Origin of the sequence: Oceanisphaera submarina (assembly GCF_046521305.1) — a bacterium.
Lineage (GTDB): Bacteria > Pseudomonadota > Gammaproteobacteria > Enterobacterales > Aeromonadaceae > Oceanimonas > Oceanimonas submarina.
In genome coordinates this window covers 172,304-194,101 of record NZ_JBKGFN010000004.1, presented here as the reverse complement: position 1 = coordinate 194,101, position 21,798 = coordinate 172,304, and the positions used below count along the sequence as shown (strand labels likewise).

The window sequence follows — 21,798 nt, the reverse complement described above, 5'->3', positions numbered from 1 at the left end:
GATTGCTGGCTCTGGAAATGCGGGCACAAAAAAAACCGCCACCGACATCAGCCGGGGCGGAAAAACAAGTAGTACTTACCGTGACGGAACCAAGACGAGAAGCTTACTTCAGTTTGATCCAGGTGGTTTTCAGCTGGGTGAACTTGTCGAGAGCATGCAGTGACAGATCCCGACCGAAACCGGACTGCTTGTAACCACCGAAGGGGGTGCTGAAGTCCAGCGCATCCATGGTGTTCACCGATACAGTGCCCGCTCTCAGATTGCGTGCCACCCGATGGGCCCGGTTGAGGTCATTGCTCCATACCGAGGCCGCCAGGCCGTAGATGGAGTCGTTGGCGATGGCCACCGCTTCTGCTTCGCTATCGAAACCGATCATCGCGACCACGGGGCCGAACACTTCTTCACGGGCTATGGTCATGTCCGGGGTGACCTGATCAAATACGGTCGGCTCGATGCGGGTCGAACCGGCTTCGCCTTCGCCACCGGCCAGCAAGCGAGCGCCTTCCGCCAGGGCCTTGCGAATGCATTCACGCACCCGCTCGGCATGGTTGACGTCGATAAGCGCCCCCACACGGGTATCCGGCTCCAGCGGATCACCCACTTTCAGGGAGTTGGCCTTGGCCAGAAACTTGTCGACAAACTGCGCCTTGATGCGGTTGTCTATCAGAATACGGGAGTTGGCCGAGCATACTTCGCCCTGGTTGAAGAAAATGCCGTTGATGGCATTGTCGACCGCATCATCCAGATCGCAGTCGGCAAAGATCAGGTTGGGACTCTTGCCGCCGGTCTCGGGCCATACCTGCTTCATGTTGGATTCGGCCGCATAGCCCATGAACAGCTTGCCGACCCGGGTAGAGCCGGTAAAGGCCAGGCAATCCACGTCCTGATGCAGACCCAGCGCCTTGCCCACGACATGACCATGGCCGGTCACCACGTTGAGCACCCCGTCGGGCAGGCCTGCCTCTTTGGCCAGTTCGGCCAGACGCAACGCGGTCAGCGGCGACTGCTCGGCAGGCTTGAGGATCACGGAGTTACCGCTGATCAGGGCCGGAGCCAGCTTCCAGGCGGCAATATCGAGCGGGAAGTTCCAGGGCACCACGGCTGCCACCACACCGAGAGCCTCTCGGGTAATGGTGGCAATGTTATTGCCGTCGGTGGGGGCCACCTCGCCGTAGAGTTTGTCGGCCGCCTCGGCATACCATTCGAAGCAGGCCGCCGAGCCGGGAATATCGATATTCAGGGAATCCTGTATCGGCTTGCCCACATTAAGGGTTTCCAGCAGGGCCAGTTCCTCGGCGTTATCCATAATAAGCTGCGCCAGCTTTTTCACCACCGCCTTGCGCTCGCGCGGCGAGGCGTCGGACCAGATGCCGGATTCGAAAGACTGGCGGGCGGCCTGCACTGCGGTATCCACATCGGCGGCACTGCAGGCGGCAATGGCTGCCAGCTTCTCGCCGGTAGCGGGGTTGATGATATCGTAGCTTTGGCTATCGCTTGCGGCGACAAACTCACCCTTGATGAAGGCCCGGGTTTTCAGTTCGATTTGCTCAAGCTTGTCCAGCCAGTATGACTTTTCCTGTGTTGCCATCGTGATTTCACCTCTCCCTGACATTCGATAATCGGTAACGGGTTGCCTGACGTCCGATCCACTTTTCAGACCGGAATCTGTGTTGCCCGAGACCTCCAGACTAAGAAGGCTCCTTGTATATGTAAAATATTTTTATCATTTCATTTGCATAAAATTTACTTATCCAGAGAACCAGACCCGCCTATTTAAGGCTGCGATAGAAACGGGGATCGGTAAAGACGGTGCCGGCCAACTCCTTGGCCTGCAGTTCCAGTTGCTTGCTGAAGGCCTCCACCACCGGCGTCACCCTAAACTGGGCCAGGCGGGCCAGCCCCATACGCATGGGACGGAGCTCCTCCTTTAGCGGTATCTGCTTGAACCCCACGCCATCCAGCGCCATGCTGTTGGCCAAGGGCGTATTGAACAGAGAGTAGCCGAATCCGTTGGCTACCAGACCACGGACCATTTCCATCGACTTGACCCTATAGGCAAAGTCAGGCTCAAGACCCTGGCTCAGAAACAGGGAAAAAAAGTATTCCCGGCTCATTGGCCAGTCCAGCAACACCTTGGGATATGGCGCCAGCTCCTTCAGCGACACCTCATCCCGATCCGCCAGAGGATGATTCAGCGGCAGCGCCGCATAGGGAGGGAACTCCATCAGGGGCTCGAATGCGATGTCGGCGGGAAGCTGCAGATCGTAGGTCAGGGCCAGTTCGTAACGTCCCTCCTGCAGTCCCTGAATGATGTCTTTCTGGTGCATTTCATCACACTGTACGCTGACCGCCGGATAAGCCTCGTTGAAGCGGCGGATCAATCCGGGCACCAGTATGGGCGTGAAAGTGGGAAAGCCGACGATACGCAGGGAGCCTGAGACCTCCTCACTGATGGTGCTGGCATATTGGACCAGACCATCCGCCTGCCCCAGCAACTGCTTGGCCTTGACGATATACAGGCGTCCCGTCGGGGTCAGCGACAGACCCTGGGCATGATGGCGTACAAACAGCTGCAGACCGGTCACATTCTCAAGATGAAGGATGGCGGAGGAAATGGACGGCTGGGACACATGCAGCGCTTCTGCCGCCCGAGTGACGCTGCTTAACTCACCGGCCGTCACAAAGTAACGCAATTGCTTGAGGGTAAATCTCATTTCTGTTACTTCCTGTATAAGGGAGGGACTCGAAAGCCTCGATCCATGAAGTTATTTGTATTGTTTTACCAAAGTTAGATCAGGATTGGAAAAACAAATACAACGCCACACAACAAAGGGATAAGCGCCGTAACGACAAAAGGGGCCCGCAGGCCCCCTTTTGATATGTCACTCGATGTCGGCTCAGAAACCGGCCAGCAGGTTCCACAGATCCGCCTGCATGGCGCCGGCGGTCACTTCCCGCCCGGCGCCCGGCCCCTGGATCACCATCGGGTTCTGGCGATAATGCCGGGTTTCTATGGCGTAGACGTTGTCGCCGGGTCGCAGATGGGCGAAAGCATGATCGCCGGCCACGACTTCCAGCCCCACGCTGGCCTCGCCGCTGGCCGCATCGAAACGGGCCACATGGCGTAACACGCCACCCTCCTTTTGCGCTCGGGACAGGGCCTCGGCCAGCGGCTGATCCAGCTCGGCCAGCCGGTCGAAGAAGGCGTCCTTCTCAAGGCCAGCCAACGATCCGGGCACCAGATCGCTGACCCTGACCCGCGCCGGATCCAGATCGAAACCCGCCTCCCGGGCCAGGATCACCAGCTTGCGTTTCACGTCCTGGCCGTTGAGATCCTGGCGCGGATCCGGTTCGGTCAGGCCCTGCTGCCAGGCCTGCAGCACCAGCTCGGAGAAGGTCTGCTTGCCGTCATAGTGCTGGAACAGCCAGCTCAGGGTGCCGGAGAAGATACCGCTGATGGCGCGTATTTGCTCGCCCGACTGCAACAGCTGCCGCAAGCTGCTCTGCACCGGCAGCCCGGCGCCGACGGTAGCGTTGCTGAGAAACTGCACCCTGTGTTCGGCCAGACTCTGCTTCAAGCGCAGATAAAAGCCCTGCTCCGCCGCTCCCGCCAGCTTGTTGGCGGCAATAAGATGCACATGCTGCTCCACCAATGCCGGGTAATACTGCACCAGGCTGTCGGACGCGGTGAAATCGAGTGCCACCAGCTGGTCGAAACCGTGCTCTTCCAGATTTTCAAGCCAGTCGGGCCATACCATGGACGCGGGCTGAAAGTCATTGAGTACCTGCTCCACTTCCAGCCCCTGACTGGCAAGCATGGCGCCTTTGGAGTCGAACACCCCGTACAGGGTCAGCTGCACGTTCAGGGTCTGCTCCAGCCGCGCCTTCTCTTGCTGGTACAACTTGAGCCAGGCCTGACCGATATTGCCCCGGCCAAAAAGAATGATCCCCACACGCTTCGGCCGGCTGAACAGGCTCTGATGCAACCGCAGCAGCAGCGGCTCCAACACGATTCTGCGCACCACCCCCACCAGGCTGAGACCGTTTTGGGCCGGCTGGATAAACTCCAGCGGTTGCTCGTTCAATGCATGATAAAAGTGCAGGCACTGCTCGGCCTGGCCGGTGACGCCCCGGCCGACCAACGCCACCAGCGAGAAACCTTCCCGCTGCTGCAAGCCCTCGAAACTGCCGGCGGGCTGATGATCCCGCAGCAACGAAAAGGCCTGTTCGGCCTGCTCCCGGGTGTAGGCAATCTGCCACAGCTTGTGCTCGGGGCGACGTTTGCAGGCCAGCGGTGCCAGCTCGCGTCGGGTCAGCCATTCGGTCAGGGCATTCACCGTGTCCTGATAGCGGTCGGGTATGGTCATTTCCACCAGCACGGCGTCGTCTACCGAAGTAACGATGCGTGCGCCCAGCTCCCGCTGGTGCTGCCGCACGATACGGGTATGGCCGTCGTCCGGGTGATAGCTGCAACGCAGCATCAGTTGCTGCTGGCTGGCGGCCACCGGCCCCAGGGTGCGGCTGTGCAGTATCGGCGAGCCCAGCCGGGCCAGCTCGGCGGCTTCCGGCAGCGAAAGCCGGGGCAGCAGAGACGCTTCCTTTACCCGCCGGGGGTCGGCACTGAATACCCCGGGCACATCGCTCCAGATGGTGGTGTGTGAGCTATCGGCCAGTGAAGCCAGCAGGGTAGCGCTGAAGTCGGAGCCGTTACGCCCCAGCAAACGGGTACGACCTTCGGCATCCGCGGCGATAAAACCGGTGACCACCAGGATCCGATCCGGGTGCCCGGTCAGAATGTCCTGTAATTGCCGGCGCGAATACGTCTCGTCCACCTGCACCGGCGAGCCGGATACCCGCAGAAAACGACGTGCATCCAGGGAGGCGGCAGGCACCCCCTGGCTGTTCAGCAGGCTGGCCAGCAGACGGGAAGACCACAGCTCGCCGAACGACTGGATAAAACTGCGCTGATCGTCGTCCAACCGGTGATTTTCCAATACCCCGGCAATGGTCTTGATGTCTTCATCCAGCGCCGCCAGTAGGGGCGCGGCCTCGGCCTCACTCAAGGTATTTTCGATCAGACTGCACTGAAAACTGTATAACCCTTCCAGGGTGGCGGCGGCGGCGTTATCGCCGCTGACAAACAGGTTGAGCAGCTCAATCAGGCGGTTGGTGGTCTTGCCCGACGCCGACACCACGATCAGCGCATCGGCTTGCCCCTGGCTGTTGATGATGTCGGCCACCCGATGGAAGCAGGCGGCATCGGCCAGGCTGCTGCCGCCAAACTTATGGACCGGACGCCGATGGCTGTCGATGTCGTTCTGCTGCTGAGCCATTACTTATTTAACACCTTGAATGCATTATCGAAGTCTTCGATAAGGTCGCGTACATCCTCGATACCCACCGACACCCGCAACAGCTGATTGCTAATACCGGCAAGGAGACGGGCTTCTTCCGGCATGGCCGCGTGGGTCATGGTGGCCGGGTGGGCAATCAGGCTTTCTACTCCGCCCAGCGATTCGGCCAGACAAAACAGTTTCAGCTGTTTCAAGAACGCCTTCATGTCGGCTTCGTCCACATTCAACTCGAAGCTGAGCATGGCGCCAAAGCCCAGTTGCTGGCGTGCCGCCACTTCGTGGCCCGGGTTGTCGGGCAGGCCGGGGTGATAAACGGTTTTCACCTCGGGGCGCCCCTGCAGATAGGTGACCAGCGCCTCGGCGTTTTCACAGTGCTGGCGCATCCGTACCCCCAGGGTACGCAGGCCGCGCAGGGTCAGGTAGTTGTCGAAGGCTGAGCCGGTTAACCCTAAGCAGTTGGCCCACCAGCGCAGCGCTTCGGCCAGCTCTTCACTGGCGGCGACCACGGCGCCACCCAACGCATCTGAGTGACCGTTGATGTACTTGGTGGTGGAGTGCACCACCAGATCGGCGCCCAGGGTCAGCGGCTGTTGCAGTGCCGGCGACAGAAAGGTGTTGTCGACCACACTCAGGGCGCCCACGGCCTTGGCCGCCGCGCACAGCGCCGCTATATCCACCACCCGCAACAGAGGATTGGAAGGCGTTTCAATCCACAGCATCCTGGGCTTTTTGGCCAGAGCCGCCGCCAGGGCCGCCTCATCGGTCTGATCCACATACTCGACCTCGAAGTTGCCCTTCTGGGCCAGAGAGTTGAACAACCGATGGCTGCCACCGTAACAGTCGTGGGGCGCCAGCAGCAGATCGCCGGCCTGCAGCTGAGAGGTAATGACCAGATTGATGGCCCCCATGCCGCTCGCGGTCACGGCGGCGCCGGCGCCCTTTTCCAGCCGGGTCAGGGCATCGATCAGCGTCTGTCGGGTCGGGTTGCCGGAACGGGCATAATCGAAGCGACGCTGTTCATTGAAATCGGCAAAAGAATAGGTGCTGCTGAGATAGATAGGCGGCACCACAGCCCCATGCTGGGTATCGGTATCGATGCCGGTACGAACGGCATGAGTCTGGGTCTGGTAATCTGGCATATCCTCTCCTTTGCACTATGGCAGCCTGATGATACGGAACTTCCAAAGCGCGCACAGTAACCCAGCCAGAATGAGCCGTCAAGCCTTCCGGACGTCCACAAGGCTTTGCTGTTGGATTGCCAATAAAAAATGCAGGGGTTACAATCCGGCTCGGATTTTTAACCTTGATGCGGGTGAATAATGAAAACTGAATGGAACGGCGATTATATTAGCCCTTACGCCGAGCACGGCAAGAAAAATGAACAGGTCAAAAAGATCACCGTGTCCATACCGCTCAAGGTGTTGAAGATACTGACCGACGAACGTACCCGTCGTCAGGTCAACAACCTGCGTCATGCCACCAACAGCGAACTGCTGTGCGAAGCCTTTCTGCATGCCTATACCGGTCAGCCCCTGCCCCAGGACGAAGACCTGCGTAAAGACGTATCCGATCAGATACCAGCGCACGCCCGGGCCATCATGGCCGAACTGGGTATCGAAATCGAAGATTACGCCATCGGCGACGAAGAATAACGCCGCCGACACCGGGCGTTAACTTTCCGAAGCCACCAGAATCTGCGGCCAGGGCAGCCCTTCATCCCCCAGGGTAATGAAGTTGGGGTTGATCATGCTGTCGCGCCGGTTGTAGCTGAGCTGCTCGAGATTCAGATCCAGCAGGCGGCCACCCGCCTCTTCCACTATGCACTGGGTAGCACCGGTATCCCACTCGCCGGTGGGGCCGATGCGCATATACAGGTCGGCCCCCCCTTCTGCGACCAGGCAGGATTTGAGCGAACTGGATCCCAGCGGCACCAGCTGATAGTCAAGCGTGGGGGTCAGCCGGGAGCGAACCCAGTCTACGTTCTGCCGACGACTGATGGTGATGCGCAATCGGGTCAGCGGCTCGGCCGGATCATGATGCCGTGCCTCGATCCGTCTGGTCTCGCCGCCCGCTTCCTTGAAGGCACCCTGGCCGCGTACCGCGTAATACATCAGATCGTTTACCGGTCCGTACACCACGCCCAGCACTGGTTTGCCGTCTTCGATCAGCGCTACCATGGTGGAAAAATCACCGCTGCCGGCGATAAACTCCTGAGTGCCATCCAACGGGTCCACCAGCCAGTAACGGGGCCAGCGGCTACGCTCGGCCAGCGCCACCTCGGTTCCCTCTTCCGACAGTACCGGAATATCTGCCAGCTCGCGCAGCGCCTGCCGGAGATACTCATGGGCGGCCAGATCGGCGCTGGTTACCGGACTGTCGTCGTCTTTGTTCTCGGCCTGGTATTGACCACTGTTATACATCGACAATATCAGGCTGCCGGATTCACGGGCGGCCGCCTTCACCCCGGGCAACAAGGCATAGATATCCATGCTTATTCCTCTTTATTGAGCCAGTCCTGTAGTAAAAACAGGCCACAGATGCTACGCGCTTCACTGAAATCGGGCCGGGCCATCAGCTGGTCCAGTTTATCCAGTGGCCAGGGCACCACATCGAGCGGTTCCGGCTCATCCCCCTCACGCCGTTCAGGATACAGATTTCGCGCCAGTAAAATATCCATACGACTACCAAAATAACCGGGAGCCAGGCTAACCTGCTTCAGGTGCGTCAGTTGCCGCGCCCCGTAGCCGATTTCTTCCATCAACTCCCGATTACCCGCCTCCATGGCGTCTTCTCCCGGATCGATCAACCCCTTGGGGAAGCCCAGTTCATAGCTATGGGTTCCGGCCGAGTACTCACGGATCAGCAATATCGTCTGCTCATCGAGCAACGGCACCAGCATCACGGCGCCACGGCCGCTGTTACGCATACGCTCATACACCCTTTGCACGCCGTTACTGAACTTGAGATGGACCGACTCCACCTTGAAAAGACGACTCTGTGCCACCAATTCTGTATGTAGTATCTCAGGTTTTTGTTTCTTGTCCGCCATGACCGTTTCCGCCTTTTCACTCACCCTGATCAGAGGTTATCGCAACTCTCGGTAAACGTCTGCCCACAAGTTGCCGGAACCCGGGTTTTGCCGGCGCCGATATACTCCCCGGGCCGGGGCATCTGGTATAATTCAGACCCGGTTTTAACGAGAGCGAGCGCAATGAACGGAGAAAAACCATCCATCCGCCTGGACAAATGGCTGTGGGCCGCCCGCTTCTACAAGACTCGCAGCCTGGCCCGCACCATGATTGACGGCGGCAAGGTGCACTACAATGGCCAGCGCAGCAAACCCAGCAAGCTGGTAGAGGTTGGCGCCCTGATCCGCCTGCGCCAGGGTAATGATGAAAAGGAAGTCGTGGTGCTGGAACTCTCGGAACATCGCGGCAAGGCAGAGCAGGCCCAGCGCTTGTTTCGGGAAACCGAAGACAGCATCAAGAAGCGCGATCAAAACGCCGAGGCCCGCAAGTTCAACAGCCAGTTTGCTCCCAGCCCTGAACGCCGGCCTGATAAAAAAGAACGGCGTACCCTGCTTAAAATCAAGCAGGGCAACTGAGGCGGCCAGAGGGATAACCGCAGCCGAGCAACCGACCGGCCATGGCCTGGCCCCGCCAGAGACAAACCACTTACACTATATAACGCATATACAGACGATAACGGCACTCAGCCCATACAGGATTTTTTATGACTCACATCGATCAACTTCATCGTTATCTGTTCGACAACTATCAGGTACGGGGCGAGCTGGTACAGCTGCAGCAGAGCTTTCATCAGGTGCTGGAATCTCAGGCCTACCCGGCACCGGTGCAACGACTGCTGGGCGAGTTGCTCTCCGCCACGAGCCTGCTGACTGCCACCCTCAAGTTTGAAGGTCATATCACGGTACAGTTGCAGGGCGACGGGCCCGTGTCTCTGGCCGTGATCAACGGCGATCACCAACAACAGCTGCGCGGCGTGGCTCGCTGGGAAGGCGAGGTGCCCGACAGCGACAAGCTGGCCGACATCGTCGGCAAGGGCTATCTGGCCATCACCATTACCCCCAATGAAGGGGAACGCTATCAGGGCATCGTCGATCTCGGCGAGCGCTCCCTGAGTGAGAGCCTGGAAAACTACTTTGCCCAGTCCGAGCAGCTGAACACCCGCATCTGGCTGTTTACCGACGTGCAGCACGAGCAGCCTCGCTGTGCCGGCATGCTGCTGCAGGAACTGCCTGGTGATCAAGTAGGTGACTTTACCCACCTTGAGGCCCTGACCCACACCATCAAGGCCGACGAGTTGCTCAACCTGGACGCACACGAAATTCTGTATCGCCTCTATCATCAGGAAGCGGTACGGGTGTTCGATCCACAATCGGTCACCTTTCAATGCACCTGCTCGCGGGAAAAATGCGAACAGGCGCTGTTGCAGGTAGGCCGGCAAGAGGCCAGCGACATTGTGAAAGAAGAGGGTAAAATCGAAATGCACTGTGACTATTGTGGTCGGCACTATCACTTCGATGAAGCGGATCTGCAAAACCTCTTCAATGACGCCCCGACACTGCATTAACATTTAATACAATCAAAAGGGGTTTTGTACCCCTTTCTATTTAATTCGTCGCGCAAAACCCTAAATTTTGACACCGATCCCCTAAATGCCACTCATTTCCTGCTAGTCTGCCGCCATAAAATTTTATCCATCACTATGCTTATCCAATCCCTCTGTACCAGGAGATAACAATGACGTCCAAGGCGCAGCAATTAGGCCTTTCTCAATACGGTATCAACGATGTTGCCGAGATCCTTCATAACCCCTCTTACGAACAATTGTTCGCAGAAGAAACCCGTGCGGATCTGGAAGGCTACGAACAGGGCGTGGAAACCAGCCTGGGCGCCGTTGCCGTGGACACCGGTATCTTTACCGGCCGTTCTCCCAAGGACAAGTACATAGTACGTGACGACGTCACCCGTGACACCGTCTGGTGGGCCGATCAGGGCAAGAACGACAACAAGCCGATGAGCCAGGAAACCTGGACCGAGCTGAAAGCCCTGGTAACCGGTCAGCTGTCCGGCAAGCGTCTGTTCGTGGTCGACACCTACTGTGGTGCCAACCCGGATACCCGCCTGGCCGTGCGCTTCGTGACCGAGGTGGCCTGGCAGGCGCATTTCGTGAAGAACATGTTCATCCGCCCCTCCGACGCCGAGCTGGAAAGCTTCGTGCCCGACTTCGTGGTGATGAACGGTGCCAAGTGCACCAACCCCAACTGGAAAGAGCAGGGCCTGAACAGCGAAAACTTCGTGGCCTTCAACCTGAGCGAGCGGGTACAGCTGATCGGCGGCACCTGGTACGGCGGCGAAATGAAGAAAGGCATGTTCTCCATGATGAACTACCTGCTGCCGCTGAAGGGCATCGCCTCCATGCATTGCTCCGCCAATGTGGGTAAAGACGGCGACGTCGCCATCTTCTTCGGCCTGTCCGGCACCGGCAAGACCACCCTGTCCACCGATCCCCAGCGTCAGCTGATCGGCGACGACGAGCACGGCTGGGACGACGACGGCGTGTTCAACTTCGAAGGCGGCTGCTATGCCAAGACCATCAAGCTGAGCCAGGAAAACGAGCCGGAAATCTACGCCGCCATCCGTCGCGATGCACTGCTGGAAAACGTCACCGTTAAGGAAGATGGCACCATCGACTTCGATGATGGTTCCAAGACCGAAAACACCCGTGTCTCCTACCCCATCTACCACATCGACAACATCGTCAAGCCGGTATCGAAAGCCGGTCATGCCAAGAAGGTTATCTTCCTGACTGCCGATGCCTTCGGTGTGCTGCCTCCGGTTGCCAAACTGACCCGCGAGCAGGCCCAGTACCACTTCCTGTCCGGCTTCACCGCCAAGCTGGCCGGTACCGAGCGCGGTATTACCGAGCCGACCCCGACCTTCTCCAGCTGTTTCGGTGCCGCCTTCCTGAGCCTGCACCCGACCCAGTATGCCGATGTGCTGGCCAAGCGCATGGACGCCGTCGGCGCCGAGGCCTACCTGGTGAACACCGGCTGGAACGGCACCGGCAAGCGGATTTCCATCAAGGCGACCCGTGCCATCATCAATGCCATCCTCGACGGCTCCATCGAAAACGCCGAGTTTGTGGAGCTGCCCTACTTCAATGTGGCCATTCCAACCAGCCTGCAGGGCGTGGAAGACGGCTCCATCCTGGACCCACGCAACACCTACGCCGACCCGGCCGAGTGGGACGTCAAGGCACAGGATCTGGCCAAGCGCTTCGTCGACAACTTCGACAAGTTCACCGATACCCAAGAAGGCCAGGCCCTGGTCGCCGCCGGCCCGCAGCTGTAATACCGGCTGACCCCGCTACCAACAAATCCTCCGGCCTTGGCCGGGGGATTTTTTTATACTCACTGCATTCAACCATTGCTCTGTTTGACGGCCATATCAACTCCGGACAAGGGGCCCCTTCACCGACCCGCTTCAGTCGAATGACACTCACGATTTCAGCCTGCCGCAAACGCACCATGGCGTGTCGTGGGAGTCCGTTGTGTTGCCTCAGGAACCATAGCCATCAATAGATATCGGATGTTGAATGGGATCGGCATCAAGGCGGCGGAAGCCTGTCGTTCCATGCCTGCAACCAGGACTCGACCTGTTCCGCCGGCATGGGGCGGGAGATACCATAACCCTGCACATAGTGGCAGCCGAGCTGCTGCAGCCGATCGCCTTGCGCAGACTGTTCCATGCCCTCCGCAATCACCGCCATCCTCAGCGCTGCGGCCAGTTGCACCACACTTTCCACCATGCTGACATCATGGGCATTCGACAAGAGGTCACAGATGAAACGGCGATCAATCTTGATGATATCGACCGGCAGCCGATTGAGGTGGGACAACGAAGAATAGCCGGTGCCGAAGTCGTCGAACGAGATGCTCAATCCCAACAACCGACACCGCTCCAGTACGGCAACCGCGCCATGAAGATCGGCCAGCACGGCACCTTCCTGAAACTCCAGCTCCAGCAGTGAAGGCGACACCATCGGATACAAGGCCAGCAATCGAGTCAGCTCATCGATAAAGTCCGGATGCATCAACTGGCCGGAACTGACGTTGAAACTGATCCGGTATTCCATCCCCTGCCGACACCAGTACGTCATCTGTTTCAGTACCTGCTCTATCACCCAACGTCCCAGATCGAACTCCATGGCGCTGCCGATGATAATCGACAAAAATTCCGCCGGCGCCACTATGCCCCGCTGGGGATGTTGCCAACGCAACAAGGCTTCCAGCCCTATCATCCTCCTGTTCGTCAGGTCGATCTTGGGCTGGTAGTACAGCAGAAATTCACCTTCCCGGAAGGCATGGATCAATTGTGTCAGTTGCTGCTGTCGCTGATGCTCATGCAGATGCAATTCGGCATCGAAGAACACATAGGCATTCTTGCCCTGCTTCTTGGCCTGATACATGGCCTGATCCGCGTGGCGCAACAGTAACTCGGCGTCATCTGCATCCTGAGGATACAGAGCCACGCCTATGCTGGCCGATACCCGGACCCGCTCGCCATCCAACTCCAGAGGTTCATTAATCACGGCCAGCACCCGGTCCAGAATTTCATCGCATTCCAGATCATTGTGCAGCCCGGTAAACAGCAGGGCGAACTCGTCCCCTCCCAGTCGGGCCAGCGCATCACAGCTGCGGGTAATCAGGCCCAGTCGCGTGCTTATTTCGATCAACAAGCGATCACCGGCCGCGTGCCCCCGGCTGTCATTGATCTGCTTGAATCCGTCCAGATCCAGATAACAGACCGCCAGCCGGCCTTCGCTCCGCCGGGCCGAGGAAATGGCCCGATCCAGCAGTTCGCCGAACAACAGCCGGTTTGGTATCCGGGTCAGCACATCGTGGCAGGCCTGCCGTTTGAGCTCGGCTTCGTGTTCTTTCAAATAGGTGATGTCGGAGAAAATAGCCGCGTGATGCAGCACCTGCCCCTCATCATCTCGGACAACGGAAACCGCCAGCAACAACGAATAAGCCTCTCCATTCTTGCGCCGGCAGTGGCACTCACCCTGCCAGTAGTCCCGGGTTTTCAGGTGTCGACGCAGCTCGTCGACAAAGCCGTCTTCATCGCCCTCGGTCCGCAGCAGGTCCGGAGAACGTCCCACCACCTCCTCGGACAGGTAACCGGTAATGCGGGTAAAGGCCGGATTAACATGGGTAACATGGTTGCCGGCATCGGTCAGCATGATGCCGTCGTAGCTGAACTCGAATACACTGGCCGCCAACCGCAACTGGTTTTCGATATCCTTCTGCTCACTGATGTCGTGTCCTACGCAAAGCATATCGCCGTTGGGCAGCATGATGTTGGCCCATTGGGTAGTCAGACGGCGGCCTTTCCGATCAAAGGGACGCCACTCCCGAAATTCCGAACTGTGATGGGTACCGAAAGTCTCCATCACCCGACGCAGCTCTTCCGGATCGGGATAGAAGAGGCTGATGGGTGCCGGATGCTGTCGCAACTCGTCGAAGCTCCAGCCAAATACCCGCTCACATTCGTCATTCCACAGGATGCAGCGCCCCTGGGAATTGAAACCGTTGATCAGAATGGGAACCTGACTGAACAGTCCCTTGAGCCGCCTCAGCAAACGCCGGGAGGAGCTCTCCCGCCTACGTTGATGGGCATTCCGCTCCCGCTCGCGCCACAACAGGGCACCATGTGTGGCCAGAATATCGAGGCCCCGGCGCCGGGACGGCACCAGAACAGGCGGTGTTTCGAGGTATTCCAGCAACAGCAGCCCGCGAAGCTGCCCGCGCGACACAGGCACCGCCAGATAATGACAGTAAGTGTTGGTATCGAAGCCGATATCGCCGCCGGTCAGGGCGCAATAAAATCGTTGTTGTTGCCAGACGGTCAGGCAGTGTTTGTCCTGCCACGCGGACCGGAAGCGGCGGCCCACCATCTGAGCCGGGGCCTGCGGATCATCCTGAAAAAAAACAAAGCAGGCCTGCTCCGCGCCCGCCTCGCTGGCCGCCTGCGCACAAAGCAGGTGCCAGTCCGGCGCATCTTCGGTAACAACATCGAGCTCCCTGCCCGGCAGCTCGTCCTGCTCCTGATTTAGTCGCATATCCATGCTCATCCTGGTTACCGCCTTATCGGGGAGCAGGCCGTCCTGGCCCACCATACCCCCACCGCCAACATAGTTCAGGCTGCTCAATCACCATAGGTGTATGAAAACAGCCAGCTCAGTCCTCAATCATAGAACATCATCGCATACCCTGTGCGCCGTAACTTATGGCTGCCAGAGCTCCCTGGCCACATCAAAGAAACCCCTGGCCAGCAGGCTGGCATGCTCATCGCTGCGCATCACCAGGGCACCAAGCCGGTTCATGACCGGCAAGGTCAGAGGCCGACTCTCGACCCCCGGCAACTCGGTAAACAAGGCACTGCCGGCCGGGATCAGCGCACACCCCAGGTCGGAATGCACCGCCCGCATCAGCCGATACACCGAATTGGACGCCAGCATCGGCTGCAGCGTGACTCCCTGCAGATCGAATACTCTTTCCAGATAATGGCGAAAATACATGCCGGTTTTCGGCAGGCACAGGGGCAGCTGTGCCAAATCGGCCGGCGTCGGCTTCAATGGTATCCGCTCGCGCCAGGCAGGCCCAAAAGCCACCATGACCCCCTGCTCCGGCAGGGCCAGGCTGTTCAACCGCGCCAGCACCTCGGACTCGAAAAAGCCGCCACCGATATCCAGGCTGTTGTTTTCCAGGCCCTGCAGTATGGCATCCGCGGTCATGTCGTTGACCTCGAAGCTCAGGCCCGGATAACGCCGGCGCAACAGCGCCAGTATAGGGCTGAGATCCATGCAGCTTAACGGCACCAGCCCCAGCCGCACCGTGCCGGTGAGACTGCCCTTCATCGCCTCCACCTCCAGCTTGAGGTTGTCGTACTGGCTCAGCAGGTTGCGGGCCCTCGCCAGTACCCGCTCGCCTTCCGGGGTAAAGCCCTCGAACTGCTTGCCCCTGCGTACCAGGGCAATGCCCAGTTCATCCTCCAGTTGCCTGATACGCATCGACAGCGTCGGCTGGGTAATACAGCAGGCCTGCGCCGCCCGGCCGAAGTGTCGCTCCCGCTCAAGGGCACAGAGATAATTCAGTTGCTTGATGTCCATGATATTTTCGTCCTTCAATCACTAAACGATATGAATGGAGCCCATTTTGATAGATTACATCTTTCATCATATCGAGTCTTTCGATTAGATTGCGGCCCGACGACTGTTTACACTGAGGATCACGATTCAACTGCCTTCGCGAGTGTTGTGATGTCTCACCGTCAGCCCGAAACATTACCCGGTTATCATTATGTGGCCACCACCGCCGGGGACAGCCATGCCCTGGCCAACGAGGTGCCGCTGGCCATACTGCTCAACGGTGTCAGCCATGCAGTCATGATGGTCAGCCCCTGTCAGCTTGACGAGTTCATCACCGGCTTTCTGGTCAGCGAAGGCATCATCAGGCACCCGCGAGAAATCCACGATCTGGAATTCCATCGGCAAGCCGACGCCCTCGAAGCCCAGGTGACCCTGGGCAATGGCGCCCATTATCGCTGGAAAGAACACAAACGCAGCCTGGCCGGGCGCACCGGCTGCGGCCTGTGCGGCATCGAATCGCTGGCTCAGGCCCTGCCCGGGCTGCCGCGCCTGCCGGCGGCCCCGTTGCCATCAGTCACCGCACTGGAAAAACTGCATCGGCAGTTGCCGGACTGGCAGCCACTGGGCCGGGAATGCGGCGCCCTGCATGCGGCCTTCTTCGCCGATCTCGACGGTCGGATTTTGCACGCCTGTGAAGACGTGGGCCGGCACAACGCCCTGGACAAGCTGATCGGCACCCTGTTGCACCAGAAGCATCCCGGCGCCCCCGGCATGGTGTTGATGACCAGCCGCTGCAGCATTGAGCTGGTTCAGAAAATGAGCCGGGCCGGCCAGCCCACCCTGGTGACCCTGGGGGCCCCCACCGGTCTGGCGGTACGTCAGGCCCAAGAGGCCGGTCTCAACCTGCTGCATCTGCCACGCAAGCAGAGCCCGCGGCTTTACTCCACGTCAATCACAGCACACGACCAAGAAACCAGACATCACCATGAAAACTAAGAAAATCAAGGCTTATCAGGGCCCGGCCGGTGGCTGGGGCGCCCTGGCCTCCACCACCCGCTTCGTGTTCGGCAGCAAAAAACCGGCAGCCAATATCCGCAACCTGCTCAGGGCCAATCAGGTCAAGGGCTTCGACTGCCCCGGCTGTGCCTGGGGCGACGAACAGGGCAAGCACTTTTCTTTCTGCGAGAATGGCGCCAAGGCCATCAGCTGGGAAGCCACGGCCAAACAGGTGACTCCCGGCTTTTTCCGGCAACACCCGATCAGCCGGCTGCGGCGCCAGAGCGACTATTTTCTCGAATATCAGGGCCGCATCGAGCAGCCCATGTACCTGAACAGAGCCAGCGACTGCTACGAACCCATCTCCTGGGACGACGCCTTCGCCCTGGTCGCCCGCCACTTGCAGGCACTGGAACACCCGGATCAGCTGGAGCTCTATACCTCGGGCCGGGCCAGCAACGAGGCCGCCTATCTTTATCAGCTGTTCGGCCGATCCTTTGGTACCAACAACTTTCCCGACTGCTCCAACCTCTGCCACGAGGCCAGCGGCGTGGCCCTGACCCAGGCCATCGGCGTAGGCAAGGGCACCGTTACCCTGAAAGACTTCGACGAAGCCGATGCCATCTTCGTGTTCGGTCAGAACCCGGGCACCAACCACCCGCGTATGCTGCACAGCCTGCGCAACGCCGCCCGTAACGGCACCGCCATCGTCACCTTCAACAACCTGAAGGAACGGGGCCTGGAACGTTTTGCCGATCCGCAAAGCCCCATAGAGATGCTGACGCCGAAAGACTCGCGTATTTCCAGCCACTATTTCTGCCCGCGACTGGGCGGCGACATGGCGGCGATACGCGGCATGGCCAAATGCCTGCTGGAATGGGACGCCGAGGCTCTGGCCCGGGGCGAAGCCGGCCTGCTCGACCGGGACTTCATCGCACGGCATACCTCGGGGCTGGACACCTATATCGCAGCAGTGGCCGCCACATCCTGGGAACAGATCACCGGGCAGTCGGGTCTGAGCCGGGAGCAAATCACCCAGGCGGCCGAGGTGCATGCCGGTGCCGGGCGCGTCATCGTCACCTGGGCCATGGGCATTACCCAGCACAGGCATTCGGTGGCCACGATTCGGGAGCTCACCAATCTGCAACTGCTGCGCGGCCAGCTCGGCAAGCCGGGGGCCGGCCTGTGCCCGGTGCGGGGCCACAGCAACGTGCAGGGCAACAGAACCGTCGGTATCAATGAACAGCCCGATGCCGCCTTTCTCGACCGACTGGAACAACACTTCAAGCATCCCATGCCCCGCAATGCGGGCCACAATGCGGTGGCTGCCATTCAGGCCATGCTGGACGGCGAAGCCAAGGTGTTTATTGCGCTGGGCGGCAATATCGCCGCCGCGGCACCCGACACCCACGTCACCGCCCGGGCCCTTGCCAACTGCGCGCTGACGGTGCAGATCAGCACCAAGCTCAACCGCAGCCATGTCATGGCCGGTAAAGAGGCGCTGATCCTGCCCTGCCTGGGCCGCACCGAACAAGATATACAGGCCAGCGGCTCCCAGTTCATCACGGTGGAAGACTCCTTCAGCATGGTGCATGCCTCCGAAGGCGTGGCCACCCCCAGGAGTCCGCACCAGCGCTCGGAAACCGCCATCATCGCCGGTATCGCCCGGGCCACCCTGGACTCGCAACCACTAGACTGGCAGGCACTGGCCGATAACTACGACCGCATTCGCGACCATATCGCCGCCACCATTCCCGGCTTCGAGCAGGTCAACGAACGGCTGCAACAGCCCGGCGGTTTTTATCTGGGCAACAGCGCCGCCCGCTATCAATGGCAAACCAGTAACGGCAAGGCCAACTTTGGAGCCGACGCCCTGCCTGCCAGCCTGATCCCGGAGGCCATTACCGCCAGGGCCCAGGGCATGCTTTCTACCCTGCAGACCCTGCGTTCCCACGATCAGTACAACACCACCATCTATGGCATGGATGATCGCTACCGGGGCGTATACGGTCAGCGCATGGTGATTTTCATGCACCCGGACGAGATGAAGCGCCGGGGGCTGAAAGAAGGGGACTGGGTCGAACTGATCAGCGTCTGGCAGGACGACACCGAGCGCAGGGTCGGCGGTTTCAAGGTGGTGGCCTACGATATTCCGCCCGGCGACGTGGCGGCCTACTACCCGGAAACCAACCCCCTGGTGCCGCTGCACAGTGTCGGCGACGGCAGCGACACGCCGACCTCCAAGTCGATTCCGGTGCTGATCCGCAAGCAGCAGGCGGCGAGAATCCTCTGATACCCGAACATCGGACGATTAAGCGGTGCGGGCCCGCTCCTTGAGCCGCAACAGCCCATCGGAGCGCTTCACCAGCAATGCCAGCTCCTGCTGCAGCAGCTGGCTGAATTCTTCGGTGGCCCGGGAGCGCGCCCGGTGGGCCGGATACAGCAAATGGTACGAAAACGACACCCAGGGCTCGAAGGGACGAAATACCAGGTTGGCAGACGAAAAATGCAGGGCGGTGATCGGATCGACCAACGCCACCCCTGAGCCTGCATCAACAAAGGAACAGGCCACGTGCGACAACTGGGTATCGAACACCAGTTGCCGGCTGACCCGGGCCTCTTCAAATGCTTCATCCACCTTGTAGCGTACGCTCTGCTCCGGCCCCAGTGAAATAAAGGGCTGATCCCGCAAATCCTCCGGCACTATTACCTCCTTTTCTGCCAGTGGATGGCTCGCCGGCAGGGCACAGACCAGGGCCGCCTCACCCAGTATCTCCACCGCCAGCGCCGGATCGGCCACATTGATGGCGCCGATACCGACATCGAAATGCTGGGTCGCAATCCAGTCGGCCACCTGCTGGGAACTGCGCACCTGCAGCGTCAGGTTCACTCCCTGATGATGCTGACCGAATTTCTGCATCACCCGGGGCAGAAAGCCCAGCGCGATGGCCGGCATGGCCGCCACCTTGAGGCTGCCACGCTGAAAGTCACGCAGCTCTTCCGCCATGTTCGCCAGCCGATCGATACCGACGAAAGAACGCTCGACCTCCTCGAACAGCAACAGGGCTTCGGGGGTGGGCGCCAGCCGCTTGTGATGGCGCTCGAACAGTTTGATCTTTACCGCCACCTCGAAGTCGTTGAGCAAGCGGCTTACTGCCGGCTGCGAAATGTAGAGCAGTTCCGCCGCTCCCGTGGTGGTGCCGGCGATCATCACCGCCCTGAAGGCTTCCACCTGTCGATAACTTAACTTGGCCATGGTCTCGCTCTCTGAATGCTGCCATATCTACAAGATAACATTACGTTATACAAAGGCCACTCAAAACGATTTGTTGTTATCACTTTGTGAATGCAAAATGAACAACAGGCAGAAAAAGTGAAAACACCGATTGCTGCAGGTGAACCGAACAAGGACAAGGATATGGAAACGGTATTCAAGTACACACTGACCCTGCTGATCACCACGGTGGCCGGATTTCAGGCCGTGCAGGTGGTCTCGCGTTATGTGTTTGAAACACCACTGATGGGGCTGGAGGAAATGGCGCTGATCCCCACCATCTGGCTTTACATACTGGGGGCGGTCAATGCCTCCCGGGAAGACACCCAGATCCGTGCCAATGTACTGGAGGTGTTCCTCAAGACCGACAGGGCCCGGCACTGGCTGGCGGTGATCTCCGAAACCATCAGCCTGGCCATCTCCGGCTGGCTGACCTGGTGGGCCTGGGACTACTTCAAGTATGCCAAGCGGGTCTGGAAAGAAAGCCCGACGCTTTACATTCCCACCATTATCTATGAAGCCGCCCTGTTTCTGGGGCTGGTGGTGATGACGCTGTATGTAGGCTGGCACCTGCTGAAACATCTGCGCATCCTGCTGGCCGGCGGCGAGGCCCACCGGGTCGACACCATTCCCGAGCCGTCCGAGGTGACCGAGTTCAAGCTGCTCACGGAAGAACAGAAAGGAGAGAAGTTCCATGGTTGAAATTGCGATTCTGGCCTTTGCCGTACTGGTGATCCTGCTCACCATAGGCGTGCCGTTACCCTACTGCTTCGGCGCCGGCCTGATGGTGATGAGCCTGGCGGGAGGCGCCACCATGAAGGGCACCATGCTGTGGGGCTTTAACCAGCTGGCCACCCCTGTGCTGCTGGCGGTGCCCCTATTCGTGTTTGCCGGCACTCTGATGAGTGTCAGCGGTATCGCCGGCAGTCTGCTCAAGTTCGTCAACCTCTTCGTCGGCCGCATTCGCGGTGGTCTGGGTGTGGTGGCGTCGGTCAGTTGCGCCATCATAGGTGCCATATCCGGCAGCGGCCTCACCGGCATCGCCGCCATAGGCCCGCTGCTGATCCCGGAGATGGAGCGTCAGGGCTATCCCCGCGCCTACGCCACCGCGCTGATCGCCAACTCCTCCATTCTGGGTCTGCTGATCCCGCCCAGCGTTACCATGATCGTCTACGGCTGGGTCACCGAAACCTCTATTCTGGCCAGCTTCCTCGCCACCCTGGGGCCGGGCCTGCTGATCATGTTCAACTTCGCCCTGGTCAACCTGGTGATGGCGCGCAAGTTCCCGCTGGTGCTGGACGATCCCAAGCCCTTCAACGAGGCCATCCGCGAAGGCGCCGCCCGCACAGTACACGCCCTGCCGGCGCTGCTGATGCCGGTGATCATACTGGGCGGCATCTACGGCGGTATCATGACTCCGACCGAGGCCGCGGCCATCGCCGTTATCTATGCCATTCCCGTTGGCTTCATGATCTACAAGGGCCTGACCTGGCGCAGCTTTATCGAGTCCGGCAAGGAGTCTGCCACCGCGGTCGGTGCCATCCTGATCATGGTGCTGTTCAGCCTGATGCTGAGCCAGATCTACGTGATGGAAGACATTCCCCAGGCGCTGGTGGATGCCATCTTCGACATCACCACCGACAAGGTGCTGCTGCTGATCATGATCAACCTCTTTCTATTCCTGATCGGCATGGTGGTCAACGACGTCACCGCCATCATACTGACGGCGCCTCTGTTGTTGCCGCTGATGTCTGCCCTGGGTGTCACCCCCATCCAGTTTGCCGCCATCATGGGCGTCAACACCGCCATGGGTGGCGTAACTCCGCCCTATGCCAGCATCCTCTACATGGGCGCGCGCATCGGCAAGGTGCCCTTCACCCAGTTGATCAAGCCGGCCATGATACTGCTGCTGTTCGGCTACCTGCCGGTAGTGGTGCTGGTCTCGGTATGGCCCGATCTGTCCGAATATATTCCAGCCCTGTTTGGCTACTGATCCTC

The 21,798-nt window shown here is 59.5% G+C and carries 17 protein-coding genes; 8 read left to right on the top strand and 9 right to left on the bottom strand.

Features of this window, described 5'->3' with window-relative positions:
• Nucleotides 1-103: 103 nt before the first annotated feature.
• The 4 genes from ACLEIV_RS06220 to metB form a co-directional block, all read right to left on the bottom strand.
• Nucleotides 104-1,588: an aldehyde dehydrogenase gene (locus tag ACLEIV_RS06220; RefSeq protein ID WP_410455795.1), complete on the bottom strand. Its 1,485-nt coding sequence runs from the start codon at nucleotides 1,586-1,588 to the stop codon at nucleotides 104-106.
• 181 nt (nucleotides 1,589-1,769) lie between these two features.
• Nucleotides 1,770-2,714, bottom strand: a complete 945-nt coding sequence (locus ACLEIV_RS06215; protein WP_410455794.1) for a LysR family transcriptional regulator — start codon at nucleotides 2,712-2,714, stop codon at nucleotides 1,770-1,772.
• Between the two features lie 183 nt (nucleotides 2,715-2,897).
• Complete coding sequence (gene metL, locus ACLEIV_RS06210; protein ID WP_410455793.1) at nucleotides 2,898-5,333, bottom strand: bifunctional aspartate kinase/homoserine dehydrogenase II; 2,436 nt, start codon at nucleotides 5,331-5,333, stop codon at nucleotides 2,898-2,900.
• A complete protein-coding gene (gene metB, locus ACLEIV_RS06205) occupies nucleotides 5,333-6,493 on the bottom strand; it encodes a cystathionine gamma-synthase (protein WP_410455792.1) in 1,161 nt (386 codons plus the stop codon). The genes metL and metB overlap by 1 nt, the downstream gene beginning before the upstream one ends.
• 180 nt (nucleotides 6,494-6,673) lie before the next feature.
• Here metB and metJ point away from each other — a divergent pair, with 180 nt between their 5' ends.
• On the top strand, nucleotides 6,674-7,006 hold the full coding sequence (gene metJ / locus ACLEIV_RS06200) for a met regulon transcriptional regulator MetJ (protein ID WP_410455791.1): 333 nt from the start codon (nucleotides 6,674-6,676) through the stop codon (nucleotides 7,004-7,006).
• A gap of 18 nt (nucleotides 7,007-7,024) precedes the next feature.
• On the opposite strand, the gene cysQ is transcribed toward metJ, so the two are convergent.
• Both cysQ and nudE read right to left on the bottom strand, forming a co-directional pair.
• Entirely contained in the window at nucleotides 7,025-7,843 is an 819-nt protein-coding gene (gene cysQ / locus ACLEIV_RS06195; protein ID WP_410455790.1) for a 3'(2'),5'-bisphosphate nucleotidase CysQ, read from the bottom strand.
• A gap of 2 nt (nucleotides 7,844-7,845) precedes the next feature.
• A complete protein-coding gene (nudE, locus tag ACLEIV_RS06190; RefSeq protein WP_410455789.1) occupies nucleotides 7,846-8,403 on the bottom strand; it encodes an ADP compounds hydrolase NudE in 558 nt (185 codons plus the stop codon).
• Between the two features lie 162 nt (nucleotides 8,404-8,565).
• Between nudE and hslR the strand changes: the two genes are divergently transcribed.
• The 3 genes from hslR (at nucleotide 8,566) to pckA (ending at nucleotide 11,731) form a co-directional block, all read left to right on the top strand.
• Nucleotides 8,566-8,958: a ribosome-associated heat shock protein Hsp15 gene (hslR, locus tag ACLEIV_RS06185; RefSeq protein ID WP_410455788.1), complete on the top strand. Its 393-nt coding sequence runs from the start codon at nucleotides 8,566-8,568 to the stop codon at nucleotides 8,956-8,958.
• Between the two features lie 128 nt (nucleotides 8,959-9,086).
• Entirely contained in the window at nucleotides 9,087-9,947 is an 861-nt protein-coding gene (hslO, locus tag ACLEIV_RS06180) for an Hsp33 family molecular chaperone HslO (RefSeq protein WP_410455787.1), read from the top strand.
• Nucleotides 9,948-10,117: 170 nt separating this feature from the next.
• Nucleotides 10,118-11,731, top strand: a complete 1,614-nt coding sequence (pckA, locus tag ACLEIV_RS06175; protein WP_410455786.1) for a phosphoenolpyruvate carboxykinase (ATP) — start codon at nucleotides 10,118-10,120, stop codon at nucleotides 11,729-11,731.
• 256 nt (nucleotides 11,732-11,987) lie between these two features.
• Here pckA and ACLEIV_RS06170 read toward each other — a convergent pair whose 3' ends face one another.
• Together ACLEIV_RS06170 and ACLEIV_RS06165 are read right to left on the bottom strand one after the other, a co-directional pair.
• Nucleotides 11,988-14,507, bottom strand: coding sequence for a putative bifunctional diguanylate cyclase/phosphodiesterase (locus ACLEIV_RS06170; protein ID WP_410455785.1), 2,520 nt, complete (start codon nucleotides 14,505-14,507; stop codon nucleotides 11,988-11,990).
• Between the two features lie 159 nt (nucleotides 14,508-14,666).
• On the bottom strand, nucleotides 14,667-15,551 hold the full coding sequence (locus ACLEIV_RS06165; protein WP_410455784.1) for a LysR family transcriptional regulator: 885 nt from the start codon (nucleotides 15,549-15,551) through the stop codon (nucleotides 14,667-14,669).
• Between the two features lie 150 nt (nucleotides 15,552-15,701).
• Here ACLEIV_RS06165 and fdhD point away from each other — a divergent pair, with 150 nt between their 5' ends.
• Nucleotides 15,702-16,526, top strand: a complete 825-nt coding sequence (gene fdhD / locus ACLEIV_RS06160) for a formate dehydrogenase accessory sulfurtransferase FdhD (RefSeq protein ID WP_410455783.1) — start codon at nucleotides 15,702-15,704, stop codon at nucleotides 16,524-16,526.
• Entirely contained in the window at nucleotides 16,516-18,819 is a 2,304-nt protein-coding gene (locus ACLEIV_RS06155) for an FdhF/YdeP family oxidoreductase (RefSeq protein WP_410455782.1), read from the top strand. The genes fdhD and ACLEIV_RS06155 overlap by 11 nt, the downstream gene beginning before the upstream one ends.
• Nucleotides 18,820-18,837: 18 nt before the next feature.
• Here ACLEIV_RS06155 and ACLEIV_RS06150 read toward each other — a convergent pair whose 3' ends face one another.
• Nucleotides 18,838-19,782: a LysR family transcriptional regulator gene (locus ACLEIV_RS06150; RefSeq protein WP_410455781.1), complete on the bottom strand. Its 945-nt coding sequence runs from the start codon at nucleotides 19,780-19,782 to the stop codon at nucleotides 18,838-18,840.
• 162 nt (nucleotides 19,783-19,944) lie between these two features.
• On the opposite strand from ACLEIV_RS06150, the gene ACLEIV_RS06145 reads away from it, so the two are divergent.
• Together ACLEIV_RS06145 and ACLEIV_RS06140 are read left to right on the top strand one after the other, a co-directional pair.
• A complete protein-coding gene (locus ACLEIV_RS06145) occupies nucleotides 19,945-20,502 on the top strand; it encodes a TRAP transporter small permease (RefSeq protein ID WP_410455780.1) in 558 nt (185 codons plus the stop codon).
• Nucleotides 20,495-21,793 (top strand): TRAP transporter large permease, encoded by a 1,299-nt coding sequence (locus ACLEIV_RS06140; RefSeq protein WP_410455779.1) that lies wholly within the window; start codon nucleotides 20,495-20,497, stop codon nucleotides 21,791-21,793. The genes ACLEIV_RS06145 and ACLEIV_RS06140 overlap by 8 nt, the downstream gene beginning before the upstream one ends.
• Nucleotides 21,794-21,798: the final 5 nt, after the last annotated feature.

Bases quoted from the DNA above. Each gene is read 5' to 3' on its own strand.
- ACLEIV_RS06220 (WP_410455795.1), bottom strand. From the start codon at position 1,588: ATGGCAACACAGGAAAAGTCATACTGGCTGGACAAGCTTGAGCAAATC.
- ACLEIV_RS06215 (WP_410455794.1), bottom strand. From the start codon at position 2,714: ATGAGATTTACCCTCAAGCAATTGCGTTACTTTGTGACGGCCGGTGAG.
- metL (WP_410455793.1), bottom strand. From the start codon at position 5,333: ATGGCTCAGCAGCAGAACGACATCGACAGCCATCGGCGTCCGGTCCAT.
- metB (WP_410455792.1), bottom strand. From the start codon at position 6,493: ATGCCAGATTACCAGACCCAGACTCATGCCGTTCGTACCGGCATCGAT.
- metJ (WP_410455791.1), top strand. From the start codon at position 6,674: ATGAAAACTGAATGGAACGGCGATTATATTAGCCCTTACGCCGAGCAC.
- cysQ (WP_410455790.1), bottom strand. From the start codon at position 7,843: ATGGATATCTATGCCTTGTTGCCCGGGGTGAAGGCGGCCGCCCGTGAA.
- nudE (WP_410455789.1), bottom strand. From the start codon at position 8,403: ATGGCGGACAAGAAACAAAAACCTGAGATACTACATACAGAATTGGTG.
- hslR (WP_410455788.1), top strand. From the start codon at position 8,566: ATGAACGGAGAAAAACCATCCATCCGCCTGGACAAATGGCTGTGGGCC.
- hslO (WP_410455787.1), top strand. From the start codon at position 9,087: ATGACTCACATCGATCAACTTCATCGTTATCTGTTCGACAACTATCAG.
- pckA (WP_410455786.1), top strand. From the start codon at position 10,118: ATGACGTCCAAGGCGCAGCAATTAGGCCTTTCTCAATACGGTATCAAC.
- ACLEIV_RS06170 (WP_410455785.1), bottom strand. From the start codon at position 14,507: ATGGATATGCGACTAAATCAGGAGCAGGACGAGCTGCCGGGCAGGGAG.
- ACLEIV_RS06165 (WP_410455784.1), bottom strand. From the start codon at position 15,551: ATGGACATCAAGCAACTGAATTATCTCTGTGCCCTTGAGCGGGAGCGA.
- fdhD (WP_410455783.1), top strand. From the start codon at position 15,702: ATGTCTCACCGTCAGCCCGAAACATTACCCGGTTATCATTATGTGGCC.
- ACLEIV_RS06155 (WP_410455782.1), top strand. From the start codon at position 16,516: ATGAAAACTAAGAAAATCAAGGCTTATCAGGGCCCGGCCGGTGGCTGG.
- ACLEIV_RS06150 (WP_410455781.1), bottom strand. From the start codon at position 19,782: ATGGCCAAGTTAAGTTATCGACAGGTGGAAGCCTTCAGGGCGGTGATG.
- ACLEIV_RS06145 (WP_410455780.1), top strand. From the start codon at position 19,945: ATGGAAACGGTATTCAAGTACACACTGACCCTGCTGATCACCACGGTG.
- ACLEIV_RS06140 (WP_410455779.1), top strand. From the start codon at position 20,495: ATGGTTGAAATTGCGATTCTGGCCTTTGCCGTACTGGTGATCCTGCTC.